Consider the following 23,565-nt stretch of genomic DNA (forward strand, 5'->3'; position numbering starts at 1 on the left):
CGATTATCGCGCCCCCTTTACTGCTCGTCTATCATAGGCGGAACAGCAGACCCGGCCGGCTTGCCCGGCCCCGCTCTTTTCATTCATTAACAATTCTTGATCCCGATTTCCATGTCCGAGACCACCCCCACCTTGAGTCACCTGGACGAAGCCGGCCAGGTCCGCATGGTCGACGTCATCGCCAAGACGGACACCGAGCGCGTGGCGGTCGCCGCCGCCAGCATCCGCATGAACGCCGTGGCCTATGGCCTGCTGACCCAGCCGGGCCAGGGCAAGGGAGAGGTGCTGAACACGGCGCGCGTGGCCGCCATCCTGGCCGCCAAACGCTGCGCCGACATGATCCCTCTGTGCCACAGCCTGCCGCTGTCGTTCGTCGGCGTGGAATTCGCCCTGAACGACGCCGAGCATCGCATCGACATCCTGTCCACCTGCCGCACCAGCTACAAGACGGGCGTCGAGATGGAAGCCATGATGGCGTGCAGCGTGGCCGCGCTGACCATCTACGACATGTGCAAGGCGGCCGACAAAGGCATCGTGATCGAACAAGTTCGCCTTAAGTACAAGGCGGGAGGTAAAAGCGGTGAATGGCGCAACGATTAATCTGCTGTACTTCGCGCGCGTGGCCGAACTGGTCGGCAAGCGCACCGAAACCTGGCCCGTGCAGGGCGAATCCACCGGCGCGCGATTGCTGGCCGAGCTGGGCGAACGCTATCCCCAGCTGGAACCGGCCACGCGCCTGAAGCTGGCCATCAACCAGACGCACGCCAAGCCCACCGCCGCTATCCGCGCCGGCGACGAAGTCGCGGTGTTTGAACCGGTCACCGGAGGCTGACGCCATGATCCGCGTCCAGGAAGCCGACTTTGACAGCGCGGCGCTCACCGCCGCGCTGCGGGAATCAGCCGGCCCCGGCGTGGGCGGCATCGTCACATTCGTGGGCTACGTGCGCGACTATGCGCCGGACACGCCCACCGACACGCTGTTTCTTGAACACTATCCGGGCATGTGCGAGCGCGAGCTCGAAGACATTGCCGCCACCGCCCGCGCGCGCTGGAATCTGGCCGGCACGGTCATCGTCCACCGCGTCGGCGCGCTGCACCGCAACGCGCAGATCGTGTACGTGGCGGCGGCCAGCGCCCATCGCGGCGACGCCTTCCGCGGTTGCGAATACATCATCGACGCGCTCAAGACGCGCGCGCCCTTCTGGAAGCGCGAGACCCTGGCGGGCGGCGACAGCTTCTGGGTGGAACAGCGCCAATCCGACCAGGACCGCACGAACGCCTGGGACGAAGACACTGCCGACAAAAAGGAGAATCCATGAGCGAAGCCATCCCGGTCCCGTTGGGCTGCGGCGTACTGACGATCAGCGACACCCGCAGCGCGGGCGATGACACGTCCGGCAACCTGCTGGCGAACAGCCTGGCGCAGGCCGGTCATCAGTGCGTGCGGCGCGACATCGTGCGCGACGACATCTACCAGATCCGTCGCGTCATCAGCGACTGGATCGCCGACCCGGAAGTGCAGGTCATTCTGACCACCGGCGGCACGGGCTTCTCGCATCGCGATCACACGCCGCAGGCCATCCTGCCGCTGCTGGACTGCGAGATTCCGGGTTTCGGCGAACTCTTCCGCCAGATCTCTTACACCGAGATCGGCAGTTCCACGATCCAGTCGCGCGCGTTCGCGGGGTCGGCCAACCACACGCTGATCTTCTGCCTGCCCGGCTCGAACAACGCCTGCGAGACCGCCTGGACAAAGATCCTTCGCGAGCAGCTCGACAGTGGCCACCGCCCCTGCAATTTCGCCTCGCAATTCAAGAATCACGAAGAAGAAGCCTGACACCCATGCTGGATTTCGATCAAGCTCAGACCCTGCTGGCCAACGCCGCCGCCCCCCTCCAACGCACCGAGCACGTCGACCTGGCGAATGCCAGCGGCCGGGTGCTCGCCACCCATCTTGACGCCACGGTGGACATTCCGCCGGCCGACAACAGCGCCATGGACGGCTATGCGCTGCGCCTGGCCGACTGGAGTCCGGAAGCGCGACTGCCGATCCAGCAGCGCTGCTACGCCGGCGACGTGCCCGAGCCGCTCAAGCCCGGCCAAGCCATTCGCCTGTTCACCGGCAGCGTGATTCCCGCGGGCGCCGATGTGGTCGTCATGCAGGAAGACACGACCGAAGCCGACAACCACGTGCAGATTTCGCGCGAGCCGCGCCCGGGCCAGCACATCCGCCGCCGCGGCGAAGACACGATGGCAGGCGCCGCGCTGCTGCCGGCGGGTACGCTGCTGCAGGCCGCGCACGTTGCACTGCTGGCCTCGCAAGGCATGGCCACCGTGCCTGTTTACGGTCAGCTTCGCGTCGGCATCCTGACCACTGGCGACGAACTCGTCCTGCCGGGCCAGCCGCGCGCCACGGAACAGATCTACAACTCCAACGGCCCCATGCTGGCGGCGATGGTGCGCGGCATGAGCGCCCTGCCCGTCCACGTGCTGCATGCACGCGATACCGAGGCCGACCTGCTGGCCGCCTTCAAGACGCTGCTGGCCGATTGCGATCTGGTGCTGAGCGTGGGCGGCGTGTCGGTCGGCGAGCGCGATCTGGTCAAGCCGGCGCTGGCCGCGCTGGGCGGCGAGCTGTCGCTGTGGAAGGTGCGCATGAAGCCCGGCAAGCCGGTGGCGCTGGCGCAGATCGACGGCAAGCCCGTGGTCAGCCTGCCGGGCAATCCGGTGTCGGCCTATGCCGTCTTTGCCACGCTGGTGACGCCGCTGATGCGCCGCATGCAGGGCCGCGAAGAAATCTTCCCGCCGGTCAGCCAACTGCCGCTGCGCACCGCGCAGCCGCGCCAGGATGGCCGCGAGGAATTCCTGCGCGTGCAGTGCCGCGTAGCGGACGAAGGCGGCAGCGAGCTCGTGCCGTACGGCCATCAGGGGTCGGGCGTGATCAGCTCATTGCCGTGGTCCACTGGCTTGGCGCGCCTGCCGGCGGATGTGCTGGTGCAGGACAGGGATACGGTCTCGTACTACGACCTGCGTCACTGGCTGGCGTAGCGTTCCGCCAGCGCCAGATCTTCTGGCGTGTTGACGTTCATGAAGGCATGCGGCGGCGCGTCGTCGAAATTCGCTTCAACCGCGCCCGCCCTCGCCTGCCACAACCCGACCTTGCGGTCGCCGCCGCGCAGGTAGGTCAGCAATTCAGGTAGCAGCGCCGTGCGCAGCGCCATGCAGGCGGAATGCCGCTGGCCATGGGAGACTGCATAAGCCATTGGCGCATTTGCAGCAAGTGCCGCGCCGATCAGGCGCTGTGCCAGATCGGCGGGCACGAAAGGGGTGTCGCACGGCGAGACGACCAGCCACTGCGGCGCGGCGGTATCTTGCACGGAAACCGACGACAGCGCCGCCGCAATTCCCATCAACGGCCCTTGCCAGTCGCCCAGTTCAGGCTCATCGTCCGCGACCACCTCGCCATATTGCGCATACACCGCGGCATGCCGGTTCGCGCTGATGATCAAGCGTCCGACCTGCGGCGCCAGACAACGCGCCACGTGAGCCGCCATCGGTTCGCCGCGCAAGATGACCAGTCCCTTGTCCTGCCCGTTCATGCGGGAGCCCTGGCCGCCGGCCAGGATCAATCCAGCCACGTCGTCACGCGCCATTGACGATTCAGCCACCGATGTAGCTCATCTCGATCTTGCGCGACGGGTCAGCCATGTTCTGGCCGCGCAGTTCGGAATAGTTGTCGCCGCGCGCGGACCAGATGCCCGCCAGGATGCGCGCCATTTCCTCGTCCGTCGCGCCGTCGCGCAACGGGGCGCGCAGGTCGTGGCCTTCGTGGGCGAAGAGGCACATGTAGAGCTTGCCTTCGGGTGACAGGCGGGCCCGCGTACAGCCGCCGCAGAAGGCGTGCGTGACGCTGGAGATGACGCCGACTTCGCCACCACCATCCACGTAGCGCCAGCGTTCAGCCACGCGGCCCATTTCGACGGATTCCACGGGTTCCAGCGGATAGACCGCGCCGATGCGGTCCAGGACTTCGCGCGACGGCACCACTTCGTCGAGGTTCCAGCCGTTGCTGTTGCCCACGTCCATGTATTCGATGAAGCGCAGGATGTGGCCGCTGTGGCGGAAGCGCTCGGCCATCGGCAGGATCTGCCCGTCGTTCAGCCCCTTGCGCACCACCATGTTGACCTTGACGGGCGCCAAGCCCGCCTCTGCCGCGGCATCGATGCCGCGCAGCACGTCGTCCGGCGTGAAGCCGCTGTCGCTCATGCCCTGGAACATGGTCGCATCCAGCGCATCCAGGCTGACCGTCACGCGGGTGAGTCCGGCGCTTTTCAGCGCGGCGGCCTTGCGCGCGAGGACGCTGCCGTTGGTGGTGAGCGTCAGGTCCAGCGGCCGGCCCTGCGGCGTGCGCAGGTCGGCCAGCATGCCAACCAGGTTTTCGATGTGCTTGCGCAGCAGCGGCTCGCCGCCGGTCAGGCGGATTTTTTCGACGCCCAACTGCGTGAAGATGCCGGCCAGCCGGCTGATTTCCTCGAAGGACAGCAGCGCCGAATGCGGCATGAAGCTGTAGCTGCTGTCGAAGACCTCGCGCGGCATGCAGTAGGTGCAGCGGAAGTTGCAGCGGTCGGTGACGGAAATGCGCAGGTCGCGCAGCGGACGCGCGCGCTGGTCCAACGCGGGCTGTCCGGGCGGCGGCAGTTCCCCGGGCGGCACGGAAAGCGGCGCGCCGCGGTGATCGGCAAGGAAAATCACTTTGCTCATTGGCACATCATATCCCGGCGGATCGCGGTGCGCGTTCACGGGGGAACGCCTCGTCCAGGGTCTGCAGCCGGCCGGTATCGCGGGCGTCGTAGCCGATGAGCTGGCCCACGTAACCGACATAGTCCGGCCCGCGCATGATGGATAGCAGATCCTGCATGGCCGGCGTGTCCAACGACGCCTTGCGGATGGCGAAGAAATACCGCTCGCGCACCAAGGGGATGAAGTCCAGTCCGAAGCGGCAGGCCGCCGTCTCCACGCCGACCCCGGTGTCGGCCATGCCGCTGGCAATGTGCGCGGCGATCGCCATGTGGGTGAATTCGTTGGTCTCGTAGCCCTGCACTTCGCCGATCGATACGCCGGCGCGCTGCAGCATCAGGCCGACCAGATAGCGCGTGCTGGAACCGATCTGCCGGTTCACGAAGCGCACGTCGCGGCGCGCCAGGTCCGCCATGCCGCGTATTTGCTTGGGATTGCCGGCGGTGACGAACAGCCCCGTGTTGCGCACGGCCAGATGGATCAGCATGTAATCGTCCGCATGCAGCCACTGCGCGTAGCGTTCCATGATGGGGGATTCGAAATCGCCCAGCGGCACCTGGAAACCCGCAAGATCGCATTCGTGGCGTTCCAGCGACGCCAGCGCCTCGATCGCAGTGCGATAGCGCAGTTCCAGCCCGGGCGTGCGGCCGCTCATGTGCTGCATCAGCGATTCCACTGCAAAGCCGTGGCTGGCATGCAGGCGCAGGTGAGGACCGCTTTCGGGCAGCAGGCGTTCAAGTTCCTCTTGCAGTTCGGACGCCATGCTGTCCAGCGTGGGCATCAGCCGCGCCTCGATCCGCCGGTTGGCCCACAGCAGGCGCTCCGCAAAGGGCGACAACTGCGTGCCCTGGCGGCGATTGGTGAAGAGAAGTTGCGTGCCAAAGAGCGTCTCGAAGCGCCGCAACACGCCCCAGGCGTGCCGGTACGACAGCCCGCAAGCGCGACAGGCGCCGGCGATGTTGCCGGTGGCGTCGATGGCCGCCAGCAGCGCAAGCATGTCCTGCAACGGCACGGGGGTCGCCTCGTCGTCTCCGCCCAATGTCCATTGCGGCCGCAGGCCGATTCGGAACTTATATGTCATTTATTTCTTATTGAAGGCGTTCAAGTACCTCGTTAGAGTACACAAATAACGCGGCGGATGCGTGTTTTATATGTTTTTTTAAACATATTAATTTGCCCTCATCCGACCGCCACATAAGCCCCCGTTGACGGGGTCACGCAACACAGGAGGAGACCGACGTGCACCTGCGCGAGGCAAAATCCGATCTGGCATCCAGCGGTGGGGCCCGGGGCGGCAAGCTGGCCCTGGACGCCGCCCAGGCATCCACCACCCCGGCCATCGCGGCCACGGCCCGCATCATTGACCGGCTGCAAGACCAGCCCGGCCCGCTGCTCCCGGTGCTGCACGCGGTCCAGCACGAACTGGGCTGTATTCCGGCCGAGGCGGTGCAAACCATCGCCGAGGCCCTGAACCTCTCCCGCGCCGAAGTCCACGGCGTCATCACGTTCTATCCCCATTTCCGCACCGAGCCGGCCGCGCGCCACACGCTCGAGGTCTGCCGCGCCGAAGCCTGTCAGTCCATGGGCGGCGAACGCCTGGCCGCCCATGCGCGCACCGCGCTGGGCTGTGACTTCCACGGCAGCACGCCGGACGGCAACTTCACGCTGGAGCCGGTGTATTGCCTGGGCCTGTGTGCGCAGTCGCCCGCCGTCATGATCGACGGCCAGCCCCACGCCCGCGTCACCGAAGCCAAGCTTGATCGCCTGCTGGCCCGCACGCTGGAGGACACGCCATGAGCGCCCCGGTCGTCATCTACGTGCCGCGCGACGCCGCGGCGCTGGCCATGGACGCCGACACCGTGGCCCGCGACATCGAACGCATGGCCGACCAGCGCGGCCTGTCCGTGCAGGTGGTGCGCAACGGCTCGCGCGGCCTGCTGTGGCTGGAACCGCTGGTCGAAATCGCCACGCGGCAAGGCCGCGTCGCCTACGGCCCGGTGCAGCCGGAAGACGTGGCGTCGCTGTTCGACGCCGGCTGGCTCACGGGCGGCGACCACGCGCTGCGCCTGGGATTGACCGAGGAAATTCCCTACCTCAAGCATCAAGAGCGCCTGACGTTCGCCCGCGTCGGCGTGATCGATCCGCTGTCCTTGCAGGACTACGCCGCGCATGGCGGGCTGCAAGGCCTGAAGCGCGCGCTGGCCATGGCGCCCGCCCAGATCGTCGACGAAATGGTCGAATCCGGTCTGCGCGGCCGCGGCGGCGCAGCGTTCCCCACCGGCATCAAATGGAAGACCGTCGCGGGCACGCCCGGCGACACCAAGTACATCGTCTGCAACGCCGACGAAGGCGACTCGGGCACGTTTGCCGACCGCCTGCTGATGGAAGGCGATCCGTACGTCCTGATCGAAGGCATGACCATCGCCGGGCTGGCGGTGGGTGCGACGTACGGCTACATCTACGTCCGGTCCGAATACCCGCACGCCATCGCCACGCTCGAAGCCGCCATCGCGCGCGCCCGCAGCGTCGGCTGGCTGGGCGACGACGTGCACGGCAGCGGCCGCCGCTTCGACCTGGAGGTGCGCAAGGGCGCCGGCGCCTACATCTGCGGCGAAGAAACTTCGCTGCTGGAAAGCCTGGAAGGCAAGCGCGGCGTGGTGCGAGCCAAACCGCCGCTGCCCGCCATCTCGGGCCTGTTCGGCAAGCCAACCGTCATCAATAACGTCATCTCGCTGGCCACCGTGCCGATCATCCTGGCCAAAGGCGCGGCGTACTACCGCGACTACGGCGTGGGCCGTTCGCATGGCACGCTGCCGTTCCAGCTGGCCGGCAACCTGAAGCAAGGCGGGCTGGTGGAAAAGGCCTTTGGCCTCAGCCTGCGCGATCTGCTGTATGAATTCGGCGGCGGCAGCGCGTCCGGCAGGCCGCTGCGGGCGGTGCAGGTGGGCGGTCCGCTGGGCGCCTATCTGCCCGAATCGCAATGGGACGTGCCGCTGGATTACGAAGCCTATATCCAGATCTCGGCCATGATCGGCCACGGCGGCCTCGTCGCCTTCGACGACACCGTGGACATGGCGCGCATGGCGCGCTACGCCATGGAGTTCTGCGCCATCGAGTCCTGTGGCAAGTGCACGCCCTGTCGCATCGGTTCGACGCGCGGCATGGAAACCATCGACAAGATCGCCGCTGGCGGCCAGAGCCGCGACCAGCGCGAGCAGCAGGTGCATCTGCTGCGCGACCTGTGCGACACGATGCTTGGCGGTTCGCTGTGCGCGCTGGGGGGCATGGCGCCCTACCCGGTGCTGTCCGCGCTGAACCATTTTCCGCAGGACTTCGGCATCGAGTCCTCCCAGTCTGCCGCCCACGCGGCCTGAACCCGAGACCGCCATGCTAGAAACCGTCATCAAGCGCGATCGCGACATGGGCACGCCGGCGCGCGTGTCCGAAAAGACCGTCACCCTGACCATCGACGGCCAGGAGATCACCGTCCCCGAAGGCACGTCGCTGATGCGCGCGGCCGCGGATGCGGGCATCAACATTCCCAAGCTCTGCGCCACCGACAGCCTTGAACCCTTCGGCTCCTGCCGCCTGTGCCTGGTGCAGATCGAAGGCCGCCGCGGCTATCCGGCATCCTGTACGACGCCCGCCGAGAACGGCATGGTGGTCTTTACCGAAACCCCCAAGCTGCACGACCTGCGGCGCGGCGTGATGGAACTGTACATTTCGGACCATCCGCTCGACTGCCTGACCTGTCCGGCCAACGGCGACTGCGAACTGCAGGACATGGCGGGCGTGGTGGGCCTGCGCAACGTGCGCTACGGCTACGAGGGCGCCAACCACCTGAAGGCCGAAAAAGACGAGTCCAACCCGTACTTCACCTTCGACGCGTCCAAGTGCATCGTCTGCAACCGCTGCGTGCGCGCCTGCGAAGAAACCCAGGGCACGTTCGCGCTGACGATCTCCGGCAAGGGGTTCGATTCGCATGTGTCGGCCGGGCAGGACCAGCCCTTCCTCGATAGCGAATGCGTGTCCTGCGGCGCCTGCGTGCAGGCCTGCCCCACGTCCACCCTGCAGGAAAAGACCGTCATCATGATGGGCCAGGCCGAGCACTCGGTCGTGACCACCTGCGCCTACTGCGGCGTGGGCTGCGGCTTCAAGGCCGAAATGAAGGGACAGGAAGTCGTGCGCATGGTCCCCTGGAAGGACGGGCAAGCCAACCGCGGCCACTCCTGCGTGAAGGGGCGCTTCGCCTGGGGTTACGCCACGCACAAGGAACGCGTGCTCAAGCCCATGATCCGCAAGCACATCACGGATTCCTGGAAGGAAGTGTCCTGGGACGAAGCCATCAACTACGCGGCCTCGGAATTCCGCCGCATCCAGAGCCAGTACGGGCGCGACGCGGTGGGCGGCATCACGTCCTCGCGCTGCACCAACGAAGAAACGTGGCTGGTGCAAAAGCTGGTGCGCGCCGCCTTCGGCACGAACAACGTCGACACCTGCGCGCGCGTTTGCCATTCGCCCACCGGCTACGGCCTGAAGCAGACGCTGGGCGAATCGGCGGGCACGCAGACCTTTGACTCCGTCATGCATACCGACGTGGTCATCGTCATGGGCGCCAACCCCAGCAGCGGCCACCCCGTGTTCGCCTCGCGCCTGAAGCGGCGGCTGCGCGAAGGCGCGCGGCTCATCGTCATCGATCCGCGCCGCATCGAGCTCGTCAGCTCGCCGCACATCAAGGCCGACTTCCACCTGCAGGTGCGGCCCGGCACCAACACCGCGCTGCTGTCCTCGCTGGCGCACGTCATCGCCACCGAAGGCCTGATCGCCGAAGACTTTGTCGCCGAGCGCTGCGAGGAAAAGGCATTCCGGGAATGGCGCGATTTCGTCTCGCTGCCCGAGAACTCGCCGGAAGCCATGGAAGAAATCACCGGCGTGCCGGCGCAGGCGGTGCGCGGCGCGGCGCGCCTGTTTGCCACGGGCGGCAACGGCTCCATCTATTACGGCCTGGGCGTCACGGAGCACAGCCAGGGTTCGACCACCGTCATGGCGATCGCCAACCTGGCGATGGCCACCGGCAACATCGGCCGCGAAGGTGTGGGGGTCAATCCGCTGCGCGGCCAGAACAACGTGCAGGGCTCGTGCGACATGGGCTCGTTCCCGCACGAACTGCCCGGCTACCGCCACATCTCCGACAACACCGTGCGCGCGCAATTCGAAAAGGACTGGGGCGTCACGCTGCAGCCCGAGCCCGGCCTGCGCATCCCCAACATGTTCGAAGCCGCACTGGGCGGGTCGTTCAAGGGCCTGTACTGCCAGGGCGAGGACATCGTGCAGTCCGATCCCAACACGCAGCACGTGGCGGCGTCGCTGGCGGCAATGGAATGCATCGTCGTGCAGGACCTGTTCCTGAACGAGACCGCGAAGTACGCGCACGTGTTCCTGCCGGGTTCCTCGTTCCTGGAAAAGGACGGCACCTTCACCAATGCCGAGCGCCGCATTTCCCGGGTGCGCAAGGTGATGGAACCCAAGAACGGCAAGTCCGACTGGGAAGTGACCGTGGCGCTGTCCAACGCGCTGGGTTACCCCATGAACTACAAGCACCCGCGCGAGATCATGGAAGAGATCGCGCGGCTGACGCCCACGTTCGCCGGCGTCACGTACGACAAGCTCGACAAGCTGGGCAGCCTGCAATGGCCGTGCAACGACGACGCGCCGGACGGCACGCCCATCATGCACATCGACCAGTTCGTGCGCGGCAAGGGCCGCTTCATGATCACCAAGTACGTGCCCACCGATGAACGCAGCACGCGCCGCTTCCCGTTGCTGTTGACCACGGGCCGAATCCTGTCGCAATACAACGTGGGCGCGCAGACGCGCCGTACGCCCAATGTCATGTGGCACGGCGAGGATGTGCTGGAAATTCATCCGCAGGACGCCGAGGACCGGGGCGTGGCCGAGGGCGACTGGGTCGGCATCCAGAGCCGCGCCGGTGAAACCGTGCTGCGCGCCACGCTGACCGACCGCGTGCAGCCGGGCGTGGTATACACCACGTTCCACTTTCCCGAGTCCGGCGCCAACGTCGTCACCACCGACAGCTCCGACTGGGCGACCAACTGCCCCGAGTACAAGGTCACGGCCGTGCAGGTGACGCGCGTGTCGCAGCCGTCGGAATGGCAGCGGCAATGGTCGCGATTTGCGGATATCCAGCAAAAGCTCCTGCGCGAACGCTCGCGCGAGTCCGAGGCGGCGCTGACCGGGAAGTAACCGACAGCCAGCACGCCAGGGATCCCATGCCTACGCCGACCACCGCCCGCCCCGACTGCACGCCGACCCAGGTCATCCGCGTGCGATCGGGGGCCATCGCCCCCGACGCCGAGACTGACTTCGTCGCCGAGGAAACGCCGGTGGCGCTGGAATACAACGGCATCAGCCACGCCACCATGCTGGCCACGCCGGCGGACCTGGAAGACTTTGCCGTCGGGTTTTCGTTGTCCGAAGGCATCATTGGCAGCGTCAGCGACGTGCGCGGCATCGACCTGCTGCCGCAATGCGGCGGCATCGTCGTGCAGCTGGAGATCTCGTCCGCCTGTGAAATGCAGCTGAAAACGCGGCGCCGCGCCATGGCCGGACGCACCGGCTGCGGCCTGTGCGGCGTCGAAACCCTGCCCGAAGTGCTGCGGCCGGTGGCCCCGGTGACCAACGGCGCACCCGTGCGCATCGAGGCCGTGCTGGCCGCCATGCGCGACATGCGCGCGCGCCAGACGCTGCACGACATCACCGGCGCCACGCACGCGGCGGGCTGGGCGGGCGCCGATGGCGCCGTCGCTTTGGTACGCGAAGACGTGGGCCGCCACAACGCGCTGGACAAGCTGGCCGGTGCGTTGGCGCGCCAGGCGGTCAATGGCAGCGACGGCATCGTCGTGGTGTCCAGCCGGGCCAGCTTCGAGATGGTGCAAAAGACGGCATCCGCCGGCGTCGCCGTGCTGGCCTCGGTCTCCGCCCCCACCGCCCTGGCCATCCGCCTGGCCACCGACGCCAACGTGACGCTCTTGGGCTTCACGCGCGATGGCGACGCCGCCATCTACACCCACCCCGAACGCATTCTTACCTGAACCGGACGCCAGACAGCATGGAAATCGTCAACCTGATCCGCATGGCCAACCGCATCGGCCAGTTCTTCGACGCCATGCCGGACCGGCCCGAGGCGTTGGAAGGCGTCACCAATCACATCCAGAAATTCTGGGAACCGCGCATGCGGAACGAGTTGCTGGACTTCCTGGCGCGCAGCCCCGACGGCGACGCCGGCCAAGAACAGCTGCATCCGCTGGTGCTGCAGGCGGTCACCCAGCATCGCGAGCGTCTTACCCCGCTTGCGCGCGTCGCATAGCGCACCCGGGCCGCCGCATGACGGCCCGCCCCGAAGTGGCAGGACAGCAACAGATCCATAAAAGAGGCGGCGTCACCGGGCTTTTCCGGGCAACGCACGCTATAAAGCCGCACCCCTGAGGAGACATCATGGAAAGTAGCGCCACCCTGGACCTGCCCGGCTCAAGGCCGGGATTTTTCGACAAAGAACGCACCATCGCGGGGCCGGGCTTCTCGCGCTGGCTGGTGCCTCCGGCCGCCCTGGCCATCCACCTGTGCATCGGCATGGCCTACGGCTTTTCCGTGTTCTGGCTGCCGTTGTCCAAGGTGGTGGGCGGCGCGAAGCCGCTGGCCTGCCCGCCGGACATGAGCCTCGTAGCCGAGCTCTTCACCACGAGCTGTGACTGGAAGATCTCGACGATGGGGTGGATGTACACCCTGTTCTTCGTGCTGCTGGGGTGTTCGGCCGCGCTGTGGGGCGGCTGGCTGGAACGCGCGGGCCCGCGCAAGGCAGGCGTCGTGTCGGCGCTGTGCTGGTGCGGCGGCCTGGTCATTTCGGCCATCGGCATCTACCTGCACCAGATGTGGATGCTGTGGCTGGGGTCGGGCGTGATCGGGGGCATCGGGCTGGGGCTGGGGTATATCTCGCCGGTGAGCACGCTGATCAAGTGGTTCCCGGACCGCCGCGGCATGGCGACCGGCATGGCCATCATGGGCTTTGGCGGCGGCGCCATGATCGGTGCGCCGCTGGCCGACCTGCTGATGCGTCACTTCGCCACGCCGACCTCGCCGGGCGTCTGGCAGACCTTTCTGACCATGGCGCTGGTGTACTTCATCTTCATGATGTCGGGCGCCCTGGGCTACCGCGTGCCGCCCACCGGCTGGAAACCCGCCGGCTGGACGCCGCCCGCCAAGCAGGTCAATAACGTGATGATCACGCAGCGCCACGTCCACGTGAAGCGCGTGTGGGGCGTGCCGCAGTTCTGGCTGGTCTGGTGGGCGCTGTGCCTGAACGTCACCGCGGGCATCGGCATTCTGGGGATGGCCTCGCCGCTGCTGCAAGAAGTGTTCGGCGGCGGGCTCATCGACAAGCCTGAACTGGGTTTCGGCCAGCTCGACAAGGACCAGCTCGCAGCCATCGCCGCCATTGCCGCCGGCTTCACCGGTCTGCTCAGCCTCTTCAACATTGGCGGCCGCTTCTTCTGGGCCAGCCTGTCGGACAAGCTGGGCCGCAAAATGACGTACTTCGTCTTCTTCGTGCTGGGCTTCTTTTTGTACGCCGCCATCCCCTGGACCGCGCACATCGGCGCCCTGGCGCTCTTCGTGGCGGCCTTCTGCGTCATCCTGTCGATGTACGGCGGCGGCTTTGCCACGGTGCCGGCCTACCTGGCCGACCTGTTCGGCACCCAGATGGTGGGCGCCATCCATGGCCGGCTGCTGACCGCGTGGTCGGCGGCGGGCATCTTCGGCCCGGTTCTCGTCAACTACATCCGCGAGTACCAGTTGTCCATCGGCGTGCCGCGCGCCCAGGTGTACGACATCACCATGTACATCCTGGCCGGCATGCTGGTCGTGGGCTTTTTGTGCAACCTGGCCATCCGCCCGGTCAACGCCAAGTACTTCATGACCGACGAGGAACTGGCCAAGGAAAAGGCGCTGGCGCACGAGCGCGCCGTCGCCTCTGAAACCCACGGCGTGGGCAAGTCCAACTTCCGCACCCCGCCCGCGCTGATCGCCTTTGCGTGGGCGTGCGTCGGCATCCCGCTCGCCTGGGGCATCTGGATCACGCTGCAAAAGGCCGTCGTCCTGTTCCATTGACCCCATCCTGTCGCGGCGCCGCATGCGCCGCGCGGCAGTTCCAGGGCGCGAAGCTGCTACATTGGCAGCCCGCGCCCTTATCTTTTATGTGCCATTTCCCATGATCCTGCCCTTCCCCCTTTTCCCCACCGGAGCGACCTCTTGAACGCGCCTGAACTGCATTGGGAGGAAAACGGCGTCGCCCGCTCGGCCCGCTGGCACTCGGAAACCGGCGCCACGCCGCCCAAGCGCGTCATCGTCGCCGACGACACGCTGACCGCCGACATGGCCTACCGCCACGCCTGCGAAGGCGTCGGCCTGCTGTGGCGCGGCGACTTCCAGAACGCGCGCCAGCTGTTGCACGCCATCACGCGCCGCGTCGACAAGCGCCCGCGCAAACCGGTCGAAACCCAGCTCGAAGCCTTCAACCAACATCGGCAGGTCCAGTCGCAGCGCGCCCGCATCCTGGGCATGCTGCTGATTCCCTTCGATGCCGGCCACACGATCCCCCTGCGCCGCGCGCCCGACGCGCATCCGGCCTGCGAAGCCGCGAACGTGCCGGGCGATGCGCCATTCGTGGCGTCGCTGCGCGAGCTGCTGGGCCTGATCGGCGCCTATGAATGGCGCAGGAAGGGCGTGGAGATTCCCGCGCTGAACAACCGAATCCACCCGCACTACGGCGTGTTCTCGCCCGTGCGCGGCGAATATGTGGACCTGGTCGCCAACACCCCCATGCCGCGCGGCAGCGTGGCGTTTGATATCGGCACGGGCACCGGTGTTCTGGCCGCAGTGATTGCCCGCCGTGGCGGCAAGCGCGTCATCGCCACTGATACGGATGCCCGCGCCATCGCCTGCGCGCACGAGAACCTGGAACGTCTGGGCCTGTCGGGACAGGTCGAGGTCGAACAGACCGACCTGTTCCCCGAAGGCCGCGTGTCGCTGATCGTCTGCAACCCGCCGTGGCTGCCCGCGCGGCCCAGCTCGCCGCTGGAACATGCTGTGTACGACCCGGACAGCCGCATGCTGCGCGGGTTTCTGAATGGATTGAAGGATCATCTGACACCAAACGGCGAAGGCTGGCTGATTCTGTCGGACCTGGCCGAGCACCTGGGGTTGCGTACGCGCGAGCAGTTGCTGGAGATGATCGAAACCGCCGGGCTGCGCGTGATTGACAAGCTGGATACGCGGCCGGTGCACGGCAAGGCGCGGGACGCGTCGGATCCGTTGTTTGCGGCGCGGTCGAAGGAAATGACGTCGCTGTGGAGATTGGGCGCAGCCGACGCCTGAAGGGCTTAAGGGTGCGGGGCTCTCGACGCCGGGCGGGAGCCCCTTTCAACCCCAGATAGCGGAAGGCCGCGACCGCGGCTTGGGCGCAGCGGGAATGAGCGGGCGTGAAAAGAAATAGCCACGCGCCGCTGATTGGCTACAATTAGCAATCATTCCCATTAGCATCTGACCAGCAGACCCGTGCCGCCCGCCCCTTTTGCGTCCTCCGCCGAATTCGTCAGTCTGTACCGCGAGCACCATGGCTGGCTTGTGCAGATGCTGCGCCGCCGGCTTGCCGGCAATGCCGACAACGCCGCCGATCTGGCGCACGACACGTTCGAACGCATCATGCGCAGCGAGTCTCGCGCCGCGTTTGCCGAGCCGCGCGGCTTTTTGACCACGGTTGCCAAGCGTCTGCTGATCGACCAATCGCGCCGCCGGGCGATCGAACAAGCCTATCTTGAGACGCTCGCCGCGCGCAGCGAAGACGTGGCGCCCAGTCCCGAGACGCATGCGTTGGTGGTCGAGGCGCTGGATGCCGTGTGCCGCATGATGGAGCAGTTGCCGGCGCGGGTGCGCCGGGTTTTCGTGCTGGCGCAGGTCGAAGGCCTGCCCTATCTGGACGTGGCGCGCGAGCTGGGCATTTCGGTGGCGGCCGTGCAGCGCGACATGATCAAGGCGTGGGAACACTGCTACACGGTGCTGTACGCATGAGCGCCGCGCACACCGAGCGGGTGCATCCCGACATCATCCGGCAGGCGGCGCAGTGGATGATGCGCGCCGGCGACGCCCCGGACGCCGCCACGCAGGCCGCCTGTACGCAATGGCGCGAAGCAGATGCGCGCCACGAACTGGCCTGGCAGCGCCTGCAGGGCATCAGCCAGGATCTGAAGGCTGCCACCACCGCCAACGTGTCCACCGCCGCAGCGGGGCAGACCATCCTGCGCTATTGCGACCAACGCTCGCGCCGCGGCGCACTCAAATGGATGGCGGCCGGCGTCGGCCTGGGCGCGCTGAGCTGGATGGGCGCGCGCGAAGGGTTGTGGGACGGCAGCACGGTCTATCGCACCGCGACGGGCGAGCAGCGCGTCGTGCACCTGGCCGACGGCACCGTGCTGACCCTGAACACCGATTCGGCCGTGGCGATGCGCTATGACGCGCACCAGCGCCGCATCGAACTGCGCAGCGGCGAGATCCTGATCGCTACAGGCACCGACGACGCGGGCCGGCCTTTCGGCGTAAGAACGCCAAACGGCCTGCTGACGCCGCTGGGCACGCGCTTTTCCGTGCGCCAGATGGACGACAGCCGGGGCGCCACGCACCTCGCGGTGTTCGAAGGCGCCGTGCAGGTGGAGCCGGACGCGCAAGCGCAGGCGCGCCGGGTCGTGCATGCGGGCGAGCAGGCCGAGTTCGACCGCCGCAGCCTGTCGCCCGTGACCGCGGTGGACGAAACGGCGCCGGCCTGGACCGGCGGCATGCTGGTTGCGAACCGCATGCGGCTTGACCGGTTTGTGGCCGAACTGGGCCGCTATCGCACCGGCATCGTGCGCTGCGACGCCGACGTGGCGCATCGCGAAGTCACCGGCGCGTTCCGGATCGACGACACCGACAAGGCGCTCGAGGTGCTTGCCGGCGTATTGGACCTGAGGCTGCGCTATCGCACGCGCTACTGGGTCAGCGTGGGCCGGGCATGAAGGCGCTGATTCGCGCCGATTCGTCGCCCGATTCCCCCCCGATTTCGCCGGCCACCCGCGGCGCATCCCGACTATTTTGTAACAACGCCGCAGATTTTCATTTCTGGTTCGTTAGACCAAGAGAAGGCCCCGAGGCGCCCGCGGGCCGCGCTTTTCAATCGACGAATCAGGAACCTCCAGCCATGGCACGACGCCATTCCCCTTCTCCCCTTGCCTTGTCATCGTCTCCGCGCATGCGCTTGCGCCTTGCCGTCCACCTTGCCCTGACGGCGGCCGCCACATTCGCCGTCCCCGCCGCGTCGTGGGCGCAGGCCGCGTCGTCCGGCGAAGTCGCCTTTGCCATCGCACCCACCACGTTGGATGTGGCGCTGGGCCAGTTCGGCGTGGCCGCCAAGGTCACCGTGGCCGCTTCGCCCGCCCTGACGCGCGGCGTGCAGACGCAAGGCTTGTCGGGCCGGTACACCGCGGAACAGGGCCTGTCCCGATTGCTGGCCGGCACCGGCCTGCAGGCGGTCCCCAACGCCAACGGCGAGGGTTATCACCTGCGGCGCATCCCGCAGGACACGCCGGGCGTGTCCACGCTGGCGCCGGTGACGGTGACCGGCATGACCAACGATCCCGTCACCGAAGGCACCGGCAGCTACACCAGCCGCGTCGTCACCATCGGCAAGGGCCGCCAGACGCTGAAGGAAATTCCCCAGTCGGTCACGGTCGTGACCCGCCAGCGCATGGACGACCAGAACGCCAACACGCTGGACGAGGTGCTGGCCAACAGCACCGGCATGACGCTCTACAAGAGCCCGATGGGCGGCAGCTACGTGTATTCGCGCGGCTTTCGCGTGGACAGCTACCAGTTCGACGGCGTCAACCGCGCCTTCTACTATCCCCAGGCCGACAGCTTCACCACCGAAACCGTGACGCTGGACCGCGTGGAGATCATCCGCGGCGCCACCGGGCTGCTGCAAGGCGCCGGCTCGCCAAGCGCGGCCGTCAACCTGGTGCGCAAGCGCCCGCTGGCCGAAACCCAGGTGCAGATGCTGGCCAGCGGCGGCTCGTGGAACAACTATCGCGCCGACATCGACGCCAGCGCGCCGCTCAACGAAGCCGGCACGCTGCGCGCCCGCGGCGTGGCCAGCTACAACGACCGCGAATACTTCTACGACACCGCGAAAAGCCGCACCGGCGTGCTGTACGGCGTGCTGAGCTATGACTTCACGCCGGACACCACCCTGACCGGCGGCGTCAGCTACGAGGAACTGCGCTCCACGCCCTTCTTCCACGGCCTGCCGCATTACAGCAACGGCGACGACATCGGTTTGAAGCGGTCAACCTCGCTTGGCCAGGACTGGAACCGCTGGAACGGCAAGCAGACCACCGTCTTTGCCGAGCTGGCGCATCGCTTCAACAAGGACTGGTCGCTCAAGCTGACCGGCACGTCCACCCAGGAATCCAACGATTCGAAGTACGCGTTCACGGAAGGCGCCGTGAATCCCGTGACCGGCCTGGGGCCCATGCTGTACGCAGGCCTGTTCGACATGTCCACGCACAACAAGGCGTTGAACCTGGATGTGGACGGCGCCTTCGAGGCGCTGGGCCGCAAGCACTCGGTGACCTTCGGCGCCAGTATCAACGAACTGACCAGCAAAAACGATTTCGCGCTGGACCGCCTGAACCGCGCCGTGAACGTGTGGAGCCCGGATCACCATGTGCCGGAACCCACCGACGACTGGATGCGCGAGAACGCCTACCGCAGCGCCGCGACCATCGTGAAGATGAAGCAGACCGGCGTGTACGGCGTCGGCCGCTTCAGCCTGGCCGACCCGCTGACGCTGGTGGCCGGCGCGCGCGTGAGCTGGTACGAGAACACCAGCCGCTACCGCGACAGCGGCGAGCAGTATGTCGATCCCTACAAGGACAACGGCGTCGTCACGCCCTATGGCGGCCTGATCTACGCGTTCAATCCGCAGTGGTCCGGTTATGTCAGCTACGCGCAGATCTTCGAACCGCAGAACGCGGTGGACGCATCGGGCAAGGTGCTGGACCCCATCGTGGGCAAGAACTACGAGATCGGCCTGAAGGGCGAGCTGATGGATGGGCGCCTGAACACCTCCATCGCGCTCTTCCGCGTCGATCAGAAGAACCGCGCGCAAGAGGATCTGACCAGCGTGTGCTCGACGGGCGACATCTGCTACCTGTCGAGCGGCAAGGTGCGCAGCCAGGGTCTGGACGCCGAGATCAGCGGCGAAGTGGCCCCGGGCTGGCAACTGTTTGCGGGCTACACGTTCAACACGCTGAAGTTCCTGGACGACACCTCGGTCACCAACACCAACTTCGCGCGCACCGTTACGCCCAAGCACATCCTGCGCCTGTGGTCCGACTACCGGCTGCCGGGTGAATTGTCGGCATGGTCGCTGGGCGGCGGCGTGAACTACCAGACGGGCAGCTACACGGAAACGCGTTCGGTGCGGGTCTCGCAGGGGTCTTACGCGGTGTGGAATGCGCGCGTCGCGTACCAGATCAACAAGAACTGGTCGGCGGCGTTGAACGTGAACAACATCTTCGACAAGACCTACTACCAGACCATCGGCGCGCCGGGCTGGGGCAGCTTCTATGGCGATCCGCGCAACGCGACGCTGACGGTCCGCGGCACGTTCTGACGCGGGGCCGGAAAGGCGCGCGGCGCGCTGGCCATCGCCAGGCCTGCGCCGCGCGCCGCGTCAATTCAAGACGTGCGGCGTCAACTGAAGACGTGCAGCGCGCCCAACGCCAGAATCAGCGCAGGCGGCATCACCAAGACGCCCAGCCGCAGAAAGCTCAGCGCGCTGATGTGCATGCCTTCGCGGCGGACGGCCAGCAGCCACAGCAAGGTGGCGAGCGAGCCGCTGACCGACAGATTGGGGCCCAGGTCGATGCCGATCAGCAGCGCGGCATTAGCCGTGCTGGACAGGTCGGCCATGCGCGCCAGCGTGCCCGCCATCAACCCCGCGGGCAGATTGTTGATGACGTTGCCCGACAGCGCGGCGCCCACGCCGCCAGCCCAAAGCGCGGCGTCCGCGGACAGGCCGCGCATCAGGTCCGCCAGATCCTGCAGCACGCCGCTGGCGGCCATGCCTTCGACCAGCACGAACAGCCCGGCCACCAGGGGCAGCACGCCCCACGCGACACCTTTGATGAGCCGCAGCGGGCCCGACCGCGATACCGCCAGCACCAGCGCCGCCGACACGCAGCCGGCGATCAACGTCGGCAAGCCCAGGCGATGGCCGAGCGCCGACGTAATCAGCAGCGTCCCCGCCGTGATGGCCACGCCCAGCGCGGCCATGCGCAGCGGCCATGTCATGGGCGGCAACGGCGGCGAAGCTTTCAACGGCTGCCGCAGATCATCGCGAAACACCAGCCGAAGCGTCACGTACGTGGAGCCGATGGCCAAGACGGAGGGCAGCGCAAAGTGCGCCAGCCATGGCCCCAGCGCGGGCATGCGGTCGCCGAACACGACCAGATTGGCCGGATTGGAGATCGGCAGGACGAAGCTGGCCGCGTTGGCGATGAAGGCGCAGACGTACAGGTACGGCAACGGCGGCGCGCCAACGACGCGCGCCACCGCATACACGGCGGGCGTCAGCACGACCGCGGTGGCATCGTTGGACAGCAGCACGGTGACCACCGTGCCCACCAGGAACACCAGATCGAAGAGCCGCCGGGCGGACCCGGCCGCATGATCGGCAGCCGCCACCGCCACCCAGTCGAACAGGCCTGCCTGCCGGGCAACTTCGGCCACCAGCATCATGCCGATCAGGAACAGGTAGACGTCAGTGCCTTCCAGAATGGCGCTGCCCGCCTTGGCGGCCGGCAGCAAGCCCAGCGCCACCAGCGCGACCGCGCCGGCGGTGGCCCACACGTACTCGGGGAGCCGCCATGGACGAAAAAGAATGGCCATGGTGGTCGCGGCGGCAATCAACCAGATCACGGCGTTGGATAGCGACATGCTTTCAGAAGAGGATCAAGGAAGGGAATTGGAAGCCGGCGCGGCGGTCGCCGGGGCGGCCACGCGCGTTTCCGGCAACACCAGCAAGGTCATGCAAGCCAGGCCGGCAATGCCTGCCAGCGCCAGAAACGCTGCACTGTAACCCGCGTGCTGCACGATCAGGCCGGCGAGCCCGTTGCTGAGCGCCGCGCCGATACCGAACACCGTGGTGACGGCGCCCAGGCTGGCGTTGAACCGGCCGCTGCCCTGGGTCAGGTCCAGCACCATCAGGGGCAGGACAGCGCCGAAGATGCCCGCGCCGATGCCGTCGAGCAACTGCACGCCCACCAGCCACGCCGTGTCATCCGAAAACGTGTAGAGCACGCCGCGCAGCGGCAGGATGAGGAAACCGAACAGCAGCAGCGGTTTGCGCCCCCACTGGTCCGCATAGCGCCCCACGGCCATGGCGGCGGGAATCATGACGAACTGCGCGGCGACGATGCAGACCGCCGTGAGCGGCGTGGCAAGCGCGGGGTTCGCCAGAGCAAGCTTCTGCCCGACCAGCGGCAGCATGGCTGCGTTGGCCAGGTGGAACAGCGCGCAGCTCAGCGCCAGCAGCACGAGCGGCCGGTTGGACAGCAACTGGCGCAGCGGCACGGGCTGCGCATGCGCGGCGGCATCGTGGCCGGGCTCCAACCCGCGCGCCTTGTCCAGATCGATATGCGCGGGAAGACGCATCGTGGCGGCCAGGCTGGCCAGCGCCATCGCCGCCATCAGGTAGAACACCGCGACCGGCCCCCACACATACGCCAGCCCGCCCGCAAGCAGCGCCGCGAAACCGTTGCCCGCGTGGTTGAACGACTCGTTGCGCGCGATGCGTTCCGTGAAGGCGTGCGCGGTGGTCAGTCCCAGGGTGATGCCCGCAATCGCGGGCGCGAACACCGATGACGCGACGCCTGCCACCGCCTGCGTCAGCGTGACCCAGACAAAGTTCGGGCTGGCCAGGACCGCCATGCACGCCACCGTCACGAGCACGGCGGCGGCGATCAGCAACGCGCGCTTGTTGGAGGCGCGGTCCACCAGCGCGCCGGCCGGCGTCTGGGCTGCCAGCGCCGCCAGCCCGGATATCGTCATGACGAGCCCGATGCTGTCAGGGCGCCAGTGATGGACGGCAAGCAGATAGATGGCGAGATAGGGGCCAAGCCCGTCCCGCACATCGGCCACGAAGAAGTTCAGCCAATCGAGAGGACGCGTTGCGGGCGATGGAGAGTGCAAGGCAGACGTGGAAAGCGTGGATGTCGATCGGTGTCGGCCTGAAATCGGCGCGAGGCTTGCCTCGATGTGCCGGATTCGCCGGGGCCGCGCCAGGCATGCGCCAGCGTTCGGATGGCGCATCTTAGATCACAACGATCCGGGCGTCAGCGACAATGCGCTACAGCGGCGCGGCGTTCAACGCCCTGTCAGTTTCAGGTCTGCAATGAGGCGTCATGCGCCGGCAGGTTGCACCCCGCGCCTCACTTCGCTTGGGGGCTGGCCGTACGCGCGCAGGAACGCCCGCCGCATGCGATTGCGGTCCGCGAAGCCGGTATCGCGCGCCACGACATCCAGGGAATGCCGCCCTTCTTCCAGCATCCCGCGGGCCGCTTCCAGCCTCAGCAGCTCCACCACCTTGGCGGGGGAATGCCCGGTCTCGTCACGGAACACCCGGCTGAACTGGCGTGGCGACAAGCTGGCCGCCTCGGCCAGTTCCTCCACTGTCAACGGATTGCGCAGATGCTCCTTGGCATAGACCAGCGCCCGTTGCACGCGGTCGGAGCGCGGTTCCAGTTCGAGCAAGGCGGAGAACTGCGATTGGCCGCCCGGCCTGCGGTGATAGACCACCAGCCGGCGCGCGACGTCGCGGGCCAGTGCCGCGCCGTGGTCGTCTTCGATCAAGGCCAGCGCCAGGTCGATGGCGGCCGACATGCCGGCCGACGTCCAGATGTTGCCGTCGCGCACGAAGATGCGGTCAGGGTCGACGCGCACTTCGGGAAAGCGTTCCTGCAGGCTGCGCGCATGTGCCCAGTGGGTGGTGGCGGTGCGGCCGTTCAACAGGCCGGCCTGCGCGAGGACGAACGCGCCCGTGCAGACGCCCGCGACACGGCGCGCTTCGGTGGCGGCGCGCGCCACGTAGCGGGCAAGGCCGGGCGAGATGGGCCCTGGCATCAGTTCGCCCGCCACGATCAGGGTGTCGGGCATCACGCCCAGGGCGACAGTCTCGATGCCGGCGTTCATGGTGGACCGGATGAGGCCGCCGCCTTCCGACAGGATGGTGACGCGGTAGCCGTCGCGGTCCAGGGCGATGTTGGCGAATTCAAACGCCGCCAGCGCAGCCAGGCCCATCACCTGGAAACCGTCTTCGAGAATGAGGCCGATCTGGCGCATGTTTAACACCCGTGTCTGTAAATGACGCGTACAGGCTATTGAAGCCATTGGCGTTAGTCAACGGAAATTCGCGTCTTCCTACAGAAAGACGCGCCTGTCCGCTGGATTTTGCGCACCCACCCTGTCGACTCCGGTAGGACGTGACAAAGCCAATGTCCTAAAACGACGCTTTATTGACATTTGAGACGAACTCGAACTGCCTCATAGTTCCCACACCGCGATCTGAAACGAACCCAGATGCTCACCAACCAACGAGGCACC

The 23,565-nt window shown here is 67.0% G+C and carries 21 protein-coding genes; 15 read left to right on the forward strand and 6 right to left on the reverse strand.

Features of this window, described 5'->3' with window-relative positions; all coding sequences use genetic code 11:
* Positions 1-111 precede the first annotated feature (111 nt).
* Genes moaC through glp form a run of 5 tightly spaced genes read left to right on the forward strand, consistent with a single transcriptional unit; the run spans position 112 to position 3,048 of the window.
* Positions 112-600 (forward strand): cyclic pyranopterin monophosphate synthase MoaC, encoded by a 489-nt coding sequence (moaC, locus tag MHZ91_RS05660; RefSeq protein WP_175124515.1) that lies wholly within the window; start codon positions 112-114, stop codon positions 598-600.
* Positions 581-832, forward strand: coding sequence for a MoaD/ThiS family protein (locus tag MHZ91_RS05665; RefSeq protein ID WP_239212857.1), 252 nt, complete (start codon positions 581-583; stop codon positions 830-832). Before moaC ends, MHZ91_RS05665 begins: the two co-directional genes overlap by 20 nt.
* A 4-nt stretch (positions 833-836) precedes the next feature.
* Entirely contained in the window at positions 837-1,319 is a 483-nt protein-coding gene (locus tag MHZ91_RS05670) for a molybdenum cofactor biosynthesis protein MoaE (protein WP_239212858.1), read from the forward strand.
* Entirely contained in the window at positions 1,316-1,837 is a 522-nt protein-coding gene (gene moaB / locus MHZ91_RS05675; RefSeq protein ID WP_239212859.1) for a molybdenum cofactor biosynthesis protein B, read from the forward strand. Before MHZ91_RS05670 ends, moaB begins: the two co-directional genes overlap by 4 nt.
* A gap of 5 nt (positions 1,838-1,842) precedes the next feature.
* Positions 1,843-3,048 (forward strand): gephyrin-like molybdotransferase Glp, encoded by a 1,206-nt coding sequence (gene glp / locus MHZ91_RS05680; protein WP_175124511.1) that lies wholly within the window; start codon positions 1,843-1,845, stop codon positions 3,046-3,048.
* On the opposite strand, the gene mobA is transcribed toward glp, so the two are convergent.
* From mobA to MHZ91_RS05695, 3 genes are read right to left on the reverse strand one after another with little or no spacing between them, the layout of a single operon-like run.
* Positions 3,033-3,653, reverse strand: a complete 621-nt coding sequence (gene mobA, locus MHZ91_RS05685; RefSeq protein ID WP_239213008.1) for a molybdenum cofactor guanylyltransferase MobA — start codon at positions 3,651-3,653, stop codon at positions 3,033-3,035. The two genes, glp and mobA, sit on opposite strands and share 16 nt — an antisense overlap.
* A 7-nt stretch (positions 3,654-3,660) precedes the next feature.
* Positions 3,661-4,761: a GTP 3',8-cyclase MoaA gene (gene moaA / locus MHZ91_RS05690; RefSeq protein ID WP_239212860.1), complete on the reverse strand. Its 1,101-nt coding sequence runs from the start codon at positions 4,759-4,761 to the stop codon at positions 3,661-3,663.
* Between the two features lie 7 nt (positions 4,762-4,768).
* A complete protein-coding gene (locus MHZ91_RS05695; protein ID WP_239212861.1) occupies positions 4,769-5,878 on the reverse strand; it encodes a substrate-binding domain-containing protein in 1,110 nt (369 codons plus the stop codon).
* A 158-nt stretch (positions 5,879-6,036) separates the two neighbouring features.
* On the opposite strand from MHZ91_RS05695, the gene MHZ91_RS05700 reads away from it, so the two are divergent.
* From MHZ91_RS05700 to MHZ91_RS05745, 10 genes are all read left to right on the forward strand, one after another.
* Complete coding sequence (locus MHZ91_RS05700; RefSeq protein WP_239212862.1) at positions 6,037-6,594, forward strand: formate dehydrogenase subunit gamma; 558 nt, start codon at positions 6,037-6,039, stop codon at positions 6,592-6,594.
* Complete coding sequence (locus MHZ91_RS05705; RefSeq protein WP_239212863.1) at positions 6,591-8,171, forward strand: NADH-quinone oxidoreductase subunit NuoF; 1,581 nt, start codon at positions 6,591-6,593, stop codon at positions 8,169-8,171. The genes MHZ91_RS05700 and MHZ91_RS05705 overlap by 4 nt, the downstream gene beginning before the upstream one ends.
* 13 nt (positions 8,172-8,184) lie before the next feature.
* On the forward strand, positions 8,185-11,061 hold the full coding sequence (gene fdhF, locus MHZ91_RS05710) for a formate dehydrogenase subunit alpha (RefSeq protein ID WP_175137748.1): 2,877 nt from the start codon (positions 8,185-8,187) through the stop codon (positions 11,059-11,061).
* Positions 11,062-11,087: 26 nt separating this feature from the next.
* Positions 11,088-11,909, forward strand: a complete 822-nt coding sequence (gene fdhD, locus MHZ91_RS05715) for a formate dehydrogenase accessory sulfurtransferase FdhD (RefSeq protein WP_239212864.1) — start codon at positions 11,088-11,090, stop codon at positions 11,907-11,909.
* A gap of 17 nt (positions 11,910-11,926) precedes the next feature.
* Complete coding sequence (locus MHZ91_RS05720) at positions 11,927-12,184, forward strand: formate dehydrogenase subunit delta (RefSeq protein WP_239212866.1); 258 nt, start codon at positions 11,927-11,929, stop codon at positions 12,182-12,184.
* A 128-nt stretch (positions 12,185-12,312) separates the two neighbouring features.
* Entirely contained in the window at positions 12,313-13,980 is a 1,668-nt protein-coding gene (locus MHZ91_RS05725; RefSeq protein ID WP_191576062.1) for an OFA family MFS transporter, read from the forward strand.
* A 141-nt stretch (positions 13,981-14,121) separates the two neighbouring features.
* Positions 14,122-15,246: a class I SAM-dependent methyltransferase gene (locus tag MHZ91_RS05730; protein WP_239212868.1), complete on the forward strand. Its 1,125-nt coding sequence runs from the start codon at positions 14,122-14,124 to the stop codon at positions 15,244-15,246.
* Positions 15,247-15,426: 180 nt separating this feature from the next.
* Positions 15,427-15,939, forward strand: coding sequence for a sigma-70 family RNA polymerase sigma factor (locus MHZ91_RS05735; RefSeq protein WP_175137744.1), 513 nt, complete (start codon positions 15,427-15,429; stop codon positions 15,937-15,939).
* Positions 15,936-16,919: a FecR domain-containing protein gene (locus MHZ91_RS05740; RefSeq protein ID WP_239212870.1), complete on the forward strand. Its 984-nt coding sequence runs from the start codon at positions 15,936-15,938 to the stop codon at positions 16,917-16,919. Before MHZ91_RS05735 ends, MHZ91_RS05740 begins: the two co-directional genes overlap by 4 nt.
* Before the next feature lie 182 nt (positions 16,920-17,101).
* Entirely contained in the window at positions 17,102-19,576 is a 2,475-nt protein-coding gene (locus MHZ91_RS05745) for a TonB-dependent receptor (protein WP_239212872.1), read from the forward strand.
* An 80-nt stretch (positions 19,577-19,656) separates the two neighbouring features.
* Here the strand turns inward: MHZ91_RS05745 and MHZ91_RS05750 are convergent, their stop codons facing one another.
* The 3 genes from MHZ91_RS05750 to MHZ91_RS05760 all read right to left on the reverse strand — a co-directional run bounded on the left by MHZ91_RS05750 (position 19,657) and on the right by MHZ91_RS05760 (position 23,304).
* A complete protein-coding gene (locus MHZ91_RS05750) occupies positions 19,657-20,901 on the reverse strand; it encodes an arsenic transporter (RefSeq protein ID WP_239212874.1) in 1,245 nt (414 codons plus the stop codon).
* A 15-nt stretch (positions 20,902-20,916) separates the two neighbouring features.
* A complete protein-coding gene (locus MHZ91_RS05755) occupies positions 20,917-22,155 on the reverse strand; it encodes an MFS transporter (protein WP_239212876.1) in 1,239 nt (412 codons plus the stop codon).
* Between the two features lie 210 nt (positions 22,156-22,365).
* Complete coding sequence (locus MHZ91_RS05760; RefSeq protein ID WP_239212878.1) at positions 22,366-23,304, reverse strand: GlxA family transcriptional regulator; 939 nt, start codon at positions 23,302-23,304, stop codon at positions 22,366-22,368.
* Positions 23,305-23,565: the final 261 nt, after the last annotated feature.

It is taken from the genome of Achromobacter sp. ACRQX, assembly GCF_022346505.1.
In the GTDB taxonomy this organism is placed as follows: Bacteria; Pseudomonadota; Gammaproteobacteria; order Burkholderiales; family Burkholderiaceae_B; genus Achromobacter; species Achromobacter animicus.